We start from the raw sequence: 3,064 nt of genomic DNA, 5'->3' as shown, positions 1-3,064 counted from the left end.
GTATATTTCGATATAAAATGTCAAAATCCCTTTTTATTTTTAGAAAAATTTTTATATTCAATTTTATCAAAGATTGTTTAATGATGAATAAACTTGTCGATAATGGATATGGAGTGAAAGGATGGTAAGAATGAAATGGCTTGTAATTGGAATGATAATTCTTCTACTTTTTATTTTGCTTATACTATTATCGAAAATATCGCTTAAGGTGACGTTTTTATATTCAGAAATGGAAAAACAATGTTTATTTCAAGTGAAAATATGGATGATTCGATATACGTTTGATGTATTGGAAAGAATTGAAAAACAACAGAAAAAAACGGGGCAGAAAATCGAAAAAGCTGAGAAAGATGGCGGAATAGATAATAAAATTATGGCACAACTTGATAGCATTGGAGAACTGATAAAAAAGCTTCAAGAAGTTCATACTATTGTTAAAGATTTTCTCAAACGAGTGAAAATCAATAGTTGGAAGTGGCATTCACAAATTGGAGCAGGCGATGCGGCTAGTACTGGAATTGTCACTGGGTATGCATGGGGGACAAAAGGAATGGCTGCTGGAGTTGTAGGACAATATATGCATATTGTCGACGTACCAGAATTTGAAATTACCCCTGTTTTTCAAGGGAAAGGATTTGCATCAAGGTGTGAGTTAACAGCATCTTTTCGTATATTTCGTGCTATAAAAACGGGTATCAAATTACTCACGTTTATGAGAAGACAAAGATCTGGTACGAACGAAAAATCAGTTCAATCATAGGGGGGATATAAAGTGGACCATCCAATTCAAGGTTTAATGACAACTGCAATGCAGCATTTAAAACAAATGACTGATGTAAATACAATTGTTGGTGACCCAATTAAAGCGGCAGATGGAAGTGTAATTCTTACAGTTTCGAAAGTCAGTTTTGGATTTGCTGCTGGTGGAAGTGAATTTGGTAAAGTAGAACATTCAGGCCGTCATCCATTTGGCGGGGGAAGTGGTGGAGGAGTTTCTATTAATCCTGTTGCCTTTCTTGTTATAAATGGAGAAGGTGTGAAAGTATTACACTTAGATAAGCAAACACACGTCATCGATAAAATAATTGAATTAGCGCCACAAGCTGTTGATAAAGTGAAAGAAATGATGGATAAACGAAAAGAAGATGATCCTGAATTTCAAATTTAACGAATAAAGAAGCTGATCAGTGGATTAGCTTCTTTAATTTTTTTGTAAATAAAGCGATTTTATTTGCATTATCGATAGGGACAAACTATCATTTACATTGTACATATTTTGTTTAAAATAAGGGAGGATTTTTAAGTGGCAAACGTAACTTTTAAAGGTAACCCAATGACTTTAGTTGGAACAGAAGTTAAAGTTGGCGATCAAGCGCCAAAATTCCAAGTATTAGCAAATGACTTATCTCCAGTAAGTTTAGAAACATACAAAGGCGAAGTAAAATTAATTAGTGTTGTACCTTCAATCGACACAGGTGTGTGTGATGCACAAACACGTCGTTTTAACCAAGATGCAGCAGGTATTGAAAACGCGAAAGTATTAACAATTAGCGCTGATTTACCATTCGCTCAAAAACGCTGGTGTGCAGCAAACGGTTTAGAAAATGTTGTAACACTTTCTGATCACCGTGACCTTTCATTCGGTGAAGCTTACGGCTTAGTAATGAAAGAACTTCGTTTACTTGCTCGTGCAGTATTCGTAGTAGATAGCAATGACAAAGTAGTTTACGCAGAATACGTAGGCGAAGGTACAAGCCATCCAAACTATGAAGCAGCATTAGAAGCAGCTAAATCTGCGAAGTAATGTAAATGAAGACGACCTCTCATTAAAGTTTTACTTTAGAAGAGGTCGTCTTTTCTCATGTATTGTTAACTGAACCAATATATGAGAAAAGACGTTACATCATAAACAACTTGAAGGGGAGCTCTTTGCAAGAGGTCGCTTTTTCTTTTGGGAAAAATTTAGATTATGGTATGATATAAGTTATGTGTAAAAGAGAGAAGGAGGAATGTACGTGAGTCAGGCAGTAGAAACATTATTTTCTATTTTTGATTCTTCTACGGTAGTTTTACGTAAAGAATTAGATGTAACATATTTAGAGGCGCTTGTAGAAACAGGTGATAACTTGTTTGAAGGAGCGATTTTACAAGAGGAATTATCCGAATCAACAATTGAACGGTTGAATCGTGAATATAGTACGTTTAATGAAGAAACATATAAAGGGGAAGAAATTCGTAAAGCATTTCAGCTAGCCATTTTAAAAGGAATGAAAGAGGGCGTACAAGCGAATCACGAAATGACGCCAGATGCAGTTGGAATGTTCATGAGCTACTTATTCCATAAGTTTATGCAAGGTCAAAAAGAAATTACTGTTTTAGACCCTGCAATTGGAACTGGTAACTTAATGACTACATTGTTTAATAGCGCCAAAGAAGAACTAACAATGAGTGGATTTGGTGTAGAAGTGGATGAGGTGTTAATTAAACTTGCTTTAGTAAATGCAAATTTACAAAAGCATGCAATCGAATTCTTCCACCAAGATGGACTAGCACCACTTTATATTGATCCAGTTGATGCAGTCGTTTCAGATTTACCAATTGGTTATTATCCAAATGAAATTGTTGCAAGTGAATATACATTAAAAGCAAATGAAGGAATGTCATATGCACATCACTTATTTATTGAACAAAGTGTGAAACATACGAAAGAAGGCGGGTATTTATTCTTCTTAGTACCAAACTTCATTTTTGAAAGTGATCAAGCGCCAAAGCTACATGCATTCATTAAAGAGACATGTTTTATTCAAGGATTATTACAGCTTCCTGTTTCCATGTTTAAAAACGAGAAAAATGCAAAAAGTATATTTGTTCTCCAAAAGAAAGGCCAAGGTGTAACAATGCCGAAACAGGCACTACTAGTGGAATTACCTAAATTCTCTAACATGAAGGCTATGGAGAACATTATGGATCAATTGAATACTTGGTTTGCAACACATAAATAATACGATATATATGTAACAGGGTTAGTAATTAATGTAGTACAGTTTTATAGGATATGTAATGT

4 protein-coding genes are annotated in these 3,064 nt (G+C 34.6%); all 4 read left to right on the top strand.

What is annotated here, in order from left to right; translation table 11 throughout:
• Positions 1-121 precede the first annotated feature (121 nt).
• On the top strand, positions 122-760 hold the full coding sequence (locus tag AB3X49_RS20295; RefSeq protein WP_016106347.1) for a DUF2953 domain-containing protein: 639 nt from the start codon (positions 122-124) through the stop codon (positions 758-760).
• A gap of 12 nt (positions 761-772) precedes the next feature.
• Positions 773-1,168 (top strand): GerW family sporulation protein, encoded by a 396-nt coding sequence (ytfJ, locus tag AB3X49_RS20290; RefSeq protein ID WP_000350005.1) that lies wholly within the window; start codon positions 773-775, stop codon positions 1,166-1,168.
• Between the two features lie 135 nt (positions 1,169-1,303).
• The gene (tpx, locus tag AB3X49_RS20285; RefSeq protein ID WP_107887372.1) at positions 1,304-1,804 is read left to right on the top strand and encodes a thiol peroxidase; all 501 of its coding nucleotides are present in this window, start codon (positions 1,304-1,306) and stop codon (positions 1,802-1,804) included.
• 211 nt (positions 1,805-2,015) lie between these two features.
• Entirely contained in the window at positions 2,016-3,002 is a 987-nt protein-coding gene (locus tag AB3X49_RS20280; protein WP_002015548.1) for a class I SAM-dependent methyltransferase, read from the top strand.
• The last annotated feature ends 62 nt before the right edge of the window (positions 3,003-3,064 follow it).

It is taken from the genome of Bacillus sp. C30 (assembly GCF_040838255.1).
GTDB lineage: Bacteria > Bacillota > Bacilli > Bacillales > Bacillaceae_G > Bacillus_A > Bacillus_A mycoides.
Note: the sequence above shows the minus strand (reverse complement) of the source record. Positions and strands in the feature narration are given on the sequence as shown.

Coding starts and splice junctions, on each gene's coding strand:
- AB3X49_RS20295 (WP_016106347.1), top strand. CDS start 122: ATGGTAAGAATGAAATGGCTTGTAATTGGAATGATAATTCTTCTACTT.